This is a genomic window from Sphingomonas bacterium, assembly GCF_903643065.1.
In the GTDB taxonomy this organism is placed as follows: domain Bacteria; phylum Pseudomonadota; class Alphaproteobacteria; order Sphingomonadales; family Sphingomonadaceae; genus Sphingomonas.
Window position 1 is genome coordinate 1 of record NZ_CAHJWX010000110.1, and the last position, 6,508, is coordinate 6,508.

Consider the following 6,508-nt stretch of genomic DNA (forward strand, 5'->3'; position numbering starts at 1 on the left):
CCGACAGGTTCATCGCCGGGCTGGTCGCGCGAAAGATCGCGACCGACAGCGGCAGCGTGATGCCCGCGATGCCGCGCCCGGCGCCGAGCGATCCCGCCGCCTCGATCATCGCCGGCAGCGATGCGAGCGAGGACTGGGTGCTCACCGCCACCGCCTGCGCCGGCGCGACCGCGCGCGCGAACCGGGCAAGGCCGATCCGGCCGCCGATCGCCCCCACCGGGTATCCGGCGACGATGACGACGAACCCAACCGCCGACACGCAGACGATGTAGTGGACCAGCGCCCCGAACGCCGCCGTCCCGGTGCGCGCGCCGACCCCGAAGGCGAGCGCGCCCACCCCGATCGGCGCGAGGCGGAGCACCCAGCCGATCACGATCAGCAGCGTGTCCACGGTCGCCTGGAAAAAGGCGACGAAGCCCGTGCGCTGCTCCGCCGGCAGCTTCGTGGTGGCGAACGCGAAGGCGAGGCTGAAGATCGTCAGCGGCAGGAAGCCGTCCGCCGCCGCCGCCGCGACGACGTTGGCGGGCACCACCGTGTCGAAGAACGCCGCCAGTCCCGGCACGGTGCCCACCGGCCTGCCCTGCGCCAGCGCGCCGCGCAGCGCGGTCGACAGCTCTGCGGGGAGCGGGAACAGCCGCAGGATCAGCGGTTCCGCCACCGCCGCCATCAGCGTCGTGGACCACAGGATCGCGACGATCATCGCCACGGCCCGCGCGGTGATCCGCCCTGCCCGCGCCGCTTCCGCCGTCGCGCCGATGCCGGTGACCAGCAGCGAGACGACCAGCGGCACGATCGTCATCTGCAATCCGTGGAGCCACGCGGCGCCGATCGGCTGCGTCACCGCGCCGGCCGCGAGCGCCGCGCCCGGCGCGATCTGCGCGCCGACGATGCCCAGCAGCAGTCCGGCGCCGAGCGACAGGAGGATGCGGGTGGCCTGCGACATGCTCGCCCTTCTCGCGTTGCGGCGCTACAGGCCGTCCACGGGCGGCATCAGGCGACGGAAGACCAGGCGATGGCAAGATATTTCGGCACCGACGGCATCCGCGGCCTCACCAACGCCTCGCCGATGACCGCGCATATGGCGATGAAGGTGGGCATGGCGGCGGGCGCCTATTTCCTGCGCGGCGAGCACCGGCACAGGGTGCTGATCGGCAAGGACACGCGCCTGTCGGGCTACATGCTCGAATCCGCCCTGATCGCGGGCTTCACCAGCGTCGGCATGGACGTCGTCATGACCGGACCGCTGCCGACGCCGGCGATCGCGATGCTGACGCAGTCCATGCGGGCAGACATCGGCGTTATGATCTCCGCCAGCCACAACCCGTTCGCGGACAACGGCATCAAGCTGTTCGGGCCGGACGGCTACAAGCTGTCCGACGAGGCGGAAGCGGCAATCGAGGCGCTGATCGACAGCGACGTGCCGCTGGCGCCCGCCGCCACGATAGGCCGCGCCCGTCGGATCGACGACGCGCAGGGCCGCTACATCAACTCCGCCAAGGCGACCTTTCCGAAGGACCTCAGGCTCGACGGGATGAAGATCGTCATCGATTGCGCCAACGGCGCCGCCTATCGCGTCGCGCCGTCCGCGCTGTGGGAATTGGGCGCGGAGGTGATCGCGATCGGCGTGACCCCCGATGGGACCAACATCAACGATGGCGTCGGCTCGACCGCGCCGCAGACGCTGTCGGAGACGGTCGTCGCCTCGGGCGCGGATCTGGGCATCGCGCTAGACGGCGATGCGGATCGGCTGATCGTGGTGGACGAGATGGGCAAGGTCGTGGACGGCGACCAGCTGATGGCGACGATCGCCGCGGGCTGGGCGCGACAGGGCCGGCTGGCGGGCGGCGGGCTGGTGGCGACCGTCATGTCCAACCTCGGGCTCGAGCGTCATCTTGCCGCACAGGGGCTGGGGCTGGTCCGCACCAGGGTGGGCGACCGGCACGTGCTGGAGGCGATGCGCTCGCGGGGCCATAACGTCGGCGGCGAGCAGTCCGGCCATATCATCCTGGCCGATTACGCCACCACCGGCGACGGGCTGGTCGCCGCGTTGCAGGTGCTGGCCGAGATCGTCCGCGCCGGCGCTCGTGCGAGCGAGGTGCTCCACCGGTTCGAGCCGCTGCCCCAACTGCTCAAGAACGTGCGGTTCCGGGGCGGCGAGCCACTGGAGGCGGAGGCCGTGAAGACGGTGATCGCGCACGCGGAGGCGGAGCTGAAAGGTCGCGGCCGGCTGGTCATCCGCCCGTCCGGCACCGAGCCCGTGATCCGCGTGATGGCGGAAGGCGACGATCCCGGTCAGGTCGAGGCGGTCGTGAACCGCATATGCGACGCCGTCCGGCAAGCGGCTGCCTGAAAGGAGAGACCGATGCTGGCGATGCGCCCCGACTGCGAACGTTGCGGCGCCGACCTGCCGCCACAGGCGCCCGGCGCGTTCATCTGCTCGTTCGAGTGTACCTTCTGCGCCGAATGCGCCGAGGAACTGGACGATCGCTGCCCCAATTGCGGGGGCGAGCTGGTCGACCGACCGACCCGCTTGGGCGCGGCGCTGAAACGCAATCCGGGTTCGACGGAGCGACGGTTCCAGGCTTGAGATTTCCGAGCCTGCCCCGTTCAGTCCCAACCCGCCTTCTCAAAAATCGATCGCTATGCCCTTCAGTTCCCAGTCGCCATAGCGGGTGGGGTCCTGGCCGTCGGGATCCGCCGTCGGGGTCGCGGGCTGGGGCACCGGTACGGGAATGTTGGGCGACAGGTGAGTGGGCGGGGTGACGTGAGCCGGGCGTTCGCCCATCGCGATGGTCCTTCCGATTGCGGCCGATCCGCATCATGTCCACATGGGTATGGTGATCGATCCCCCGCAAGTAGCCGCCATTCCGATCGTCGTCGCTCCGGTCGCCGATCCGCCCGGCACGCCCGCCCGTCGCTCGGCGCTGCGGCTGCTCGATGCGGTGCTGCGACGCGGGCAGGCGCTCGACGCGGCGATGCCCGGTGCGACGCGCGAGCTGCCGCGATCCGACGATCGCGCGTTTGCCCATGCGATCGCGGCGGAGGTATTGCGCCGCCTGCCCGATCTCGACGCGCTGATCGACGGCGCCACACGCCAGACGCTGCCGCCCGACGCGAAGGCGCGGATGGCGTTGCGGATCGCGCTGGTGCAGGCGCTTGTGCTGGGTACGCCGCCGCACGCGGCGATCGCGACCGTCCTGCCGCTGGTCGATGGTGGTCCGCGCAAGCTGGTCCATGGCGTCTTCGGCACGCTGACCCGCGCGGGTGTCCTGCTTCCCGAGGCGCCGACCCTGCCCGAAGCGGTCGCGGACCGCTGGAGCATCGCCTGGGGCGAGGACATGGTGGCTGCCGCCGGCTGCGCGATCGCCGCGCCGCCGCCGCTCGACGTGACGCTTCGGGGCGATGCGCCCGAGGGGCTGGGCGGCATCTCGCTCGCGCCTGGCCATCGCCGGCTGGAGCGGGGGACGGCCGTGACCGACCTGCCAGGCTATGCCGAAGGCGCGTGGTGGGTGCAGGACATCGCCGCCTCCATCCCCGCCCGGCTGCTCGGCACACCGCCCGAGCCGGGCGCCACCGTGCTGGACCTGTGCGCCGCGCCGGGCGGCAAGACGATGCAGCTTGCCGCCGCCGGCTGGCGCACGGTGGCGGTGGATGGCTCGCAAAGTCGTCTGGCGCGACTTCGCGACAACCTCCATCGCACGCGGCTGAAGGCCGACGTCGTGCGCGCCGATTTGTTGGAATGGTCTCCGGCCGAACCGGCGGCGGCGGTGCTGCTGGATGCGGCGTGCAGCGCGACCGGCATCTTCCGTCGCCACCCCGACGTGCTTCACCGGGCGCGTCCGGCCGTGATCGAGGCGGCGGCGACCCTCCAGGCGCAGCTCCTGGCCCGCGCGGCGGCGTGGGTGCGGCCGGGCGGCACCCTTGTCTATGCCGCCTGCTCGCTGGAGCCGGAGGAGGGGGAGGAGCAGATCGGCCGCTTCATGGCCGCGCACCTGGAGTTCGAGATCGATCCGGTTCGCGCCGGGGAACTGCCCGACGGGATCGCGCCCGATCCGCGCGGCTGGGTCCGCACGCTGCCCGGCATGGTGGCGGGGCAGGGGGGCTGCGACGGCTTCTTCGTCGTCCGGCTGCGGCGGGCCGGATAGGCCGGGAAGCGCAAGTCCACCGGCATGACGCAACGCTTCTAAACCGCGCCGACCCGCTCTAGGATTATATACTCATGACCCAGCCCGTCCGCATTTCGCCCTCCATCCTGTCCGCCGATTTCGCCAGGCTGGGCGAGGAGGTGCGCGCGATCGACGCCGCGGGCGCGGACTGGATACACATCGACGTGATGGACGGACATTTCGTCCCCAACATCACGATCGGCCCCGCGGTGGTGAAGGCGATCCGGCCGCTGACCGACAAGCCCTTCGACGTTCACCTGATGATCGCGCCGGCGGACCGCTATCTCGATGCGTTCGCGCAGGCCGGTGCGGACACGATCCTGGTCCATGTCGAGGCGGGGCCGCATATCCACCGTTCGGTCCAGCACATAAAGGCGCTGGGCAAGCGCGCCGGCGTCGTCCTCAATCCCGCCACGCCGGCAAAGGTGCTCGATTACCTCCTGGACGAGGTGGACGAGGTGCTGGTGATGAGCGTCAATCCCGGTTTCGGGGGCCAGCACTTCATCGCCGGCCAGCTCAAGAAGATCGCCGCGATCCGCCGCATGATCGATGCCACCGGACGCGCGATCGACCTGGAGGTGGATGGCGGCGTCGATCCCGACACCGCGCGCCTCTGCATCGAGGCGGGCGCCGACGCGCTGGTGGCGGGCACCGCGATCTTTCGCGACGGTCCGGCCGGCTACCCCGCCAACATCGCCGCGTTGAGGGGCGGGTGAGCGACGCCGACCCGGACGATCGGGGTGAGGGCGCGCTGGACGGTATCGAGCCCGGCCGCTGGCTGATCCGGCTTGGCGGGGAGAACGGACCGTCCCTCGCCGATCGGCTGGCGGAGCGGTTCCAGCGACTGACGTGGCGCACGCCGATCCATACGATACGGCTGAAGGGCCGCTATCCGCTCAAGCTGCTGGCGGTGCCCGACGATCCGTTGCCAGGCGATGTCGCGCGCGGGCGGGCTCTGCTCGACGGGCGGTTGATGTTCCAGGGCGAGGAGCGCGATCTGGCTACGCTCGACCTCGCGCGTCCCGACTGGAGCCGGCCGTTCGGCGAGCATCTCCACGGTTTCGACTGGCTGCGCGACCTGTCGACCGTCACGACGCGCGCGCGAGCCGCCCCGATCGCCGAGACGCTGATGGCGCGATGGCTCGCCGTGCACGGCGACAGTGTGGCGGGCGAGGCATGGCGGCCGAGCCTGTGGGGAAGGCGTCTGCTCGCGTGGACCAGCCACGCTCCGCTGATCCTGTCGTCGTCGGACCTCGTTTATCGCTCAAGCGTGCTCCATGCGCTGGCCCGGGGCGCACGGCACCTCGATCGCGGCGCGGACAAGGCGACGCCGGGCGCGAGCCGGGTGGTCGCCTGGGCGGGGGTGATCGTCGCCGGACTGCTGATCCCCAATGGAGAGCCGCGGCGCGCGTTCGGGGAGGCGGGGCTTGCCCGCGCGCTGGGCACCGCGCTGTTCGATGATGGCGGCACCGTCAGCCGCTCGCCGCGCCAGCTGCTGGCGATCATCGAGACGCTGGTGTGCCTGCGCGCCGCCTATGCCGCGCGCCGGCTGGAGCTGCCCGAGCCGTTCGTGCGGGCGATGGCGCGGATGGTGCCGGCGCTGCTGGGCGTCAGCCATTCGGACCAGGGGCTGTCGAGCTGGCAAGGCGGAGGACCGACCCGCCCTGACCGGCTGGCCGAGGTGATCGCGGCGAGCGGCATCCGCGCCCGGCCGCTGCGCCAGGCCCGCGACTGGGGCTATCAACGACTGGCCGCGGGAAGCGCGGTCGGCATCGTCGACGCGGCGCCGCCGCCGGTCGCCCGGGTGGTGGACGGCGGCTGCGCCTCGACGCTGGCGTTCGAGTTCTCCGATGGGCCGATGCGACTGGTGGTGAACTGCGGCGGAGCGCGCGCGGGCATCGCGACGCTGCCGGCGGCGCTGGTCGAGGGGCTTCGCACCACCGCCGCCCATTCGACGCTGTGCCTGGCCGACACCAATTCCACCGCCATCCAGGCGGACGGCACATTGGGCCGCGGCGTCGGCTCGGTGGAGCTTGGCCGGCAGGAGAGCGGGGGCTCTAGCCGGATCGAGGCGAGCCACGACGGCTACGTCCGCCGCTTCGGCTTCATCCATCGCCGTACCCTGGTGTTGACCGGCGACGGGCGCGAACTGCGCGGCGAGGACATGCTGCTGCCCCAGGGACGCCGCCGCCGCACCGCGCCGACGCCCTTCGCGGTCCGCTTCCATCTGGGTGCCGGCGTGGACGCGGCGCCGACCAGCGACGGGCTGGGTGCGATCCTGCGCGGCCCCGGCGCGGCGCTGTGGCAGTTCCGCTGTCGCGGCGGCGCGCTGGCGGGGGAGG

General features: G+C 71.8%; 7 protein-coding genes. 5 read left to right on the plus strand and 2 right to left on the minus strand.

The window, feature by feature from the left end; genetic code table 11:
* The coding region (locus HUU95_RS05480) for a dicarboxylate/amino acid:cation symporter (protein ID WP_174279190.1) at positions 1 to 943 on the minus strand (943 nt) is incomplete at its 3' end.
* Positions 944 to 1,012: 69 nt separating this feature from the next.
* Between HUU95_RS05480 and glmM the strand changes: the two genes are divergently transcribed.
* The gene (gene glmM / locus HUU95_RS05485) at positions 1,013 to 2,350 is read left to right on the plus strand and encodes a phosphoglucosamine mutase (RefSeq protein ID WP_174279191.1); all 1,338 of its coding nucleotides are present in this window, start codon (positions 1,013 to 1,015) and stop codon (positions 2,348 to 2,350) included.
* Positions 2,351 to 2,362: 12 nt separating this feature from the next.
* Positions 2,363 to 2,587, plus strand: coding sequence for a DUF1272 domain-containing protein (locus tag HUU95_RS05490; RefSeq protein ID WP_174279192.1), 225 nt, complete (start codon positions 2,363 to 2,365; stop codon positions 2,585 to 2,587).
* Positions 2,588 to 2,626: 39 nt separating this feature from the next.
* Here the strand turns inward: HUU95_RS05490 and HUU95_RS05495 are convergent, their stop codons facing one another.
* Positions 2,627 to 2,785, minus strand: a complete 159-nt coding sequence (locus HUU95_RS05495) for a DUF1674 domain-containing protein (RefSeq protein ID WP_174279193.1) — start codon at positions 2,783 to 2,785, stop codon at positions 2,627 to 2,629.
* A gap of 49 nt (positions 2,786 to 2,834) precedes the next feature.
* On the opposite strand from HUU95_RS05495, the gene HUU95_RS05500 reads away from it, so the two are divergent.
* The 3 genes from HUU95_RS05500 to HUU95_RS05510 form a co-directional block, all read left to right on the plus strand.
* Positions 2,835 to 4,145, plus strand: a complete 1,311-nt coding sequence (locus tag HUU95_RS05500) for an RsmB/NOP family class I SAM-dependent RNA methyltransferase (RefSeq protein WP_174279196.1) — start codon at positions 2,835 to 2,837, stop codon at positions 4,143 to 4,145.
* 74 nt (positions 4,146 to 4,219) lie between these two features.
* Positions 4,220 to 4,882, plus strand: a complete 663-nt coding sequence (gene rpe / locus HUU95_RS05505; protein ID WP_174279194.1) for a ribulose-phosphate 3-epimerase — start codon at positions 4,220 to 4,222, stop codon at positions 4,880 to 4,882.
* A partial coding sequence (locus HUU95_RS05510; RefSeq protein ID WP_174279195.1) for a heparinase II/III family protein occupies positions 4,879 to 6,508 on the plus strand: 1,630 nt, incomplete at its 3' end. The genes rpe and HUU95_RS05510, both read left to right, overlap by 4 nt.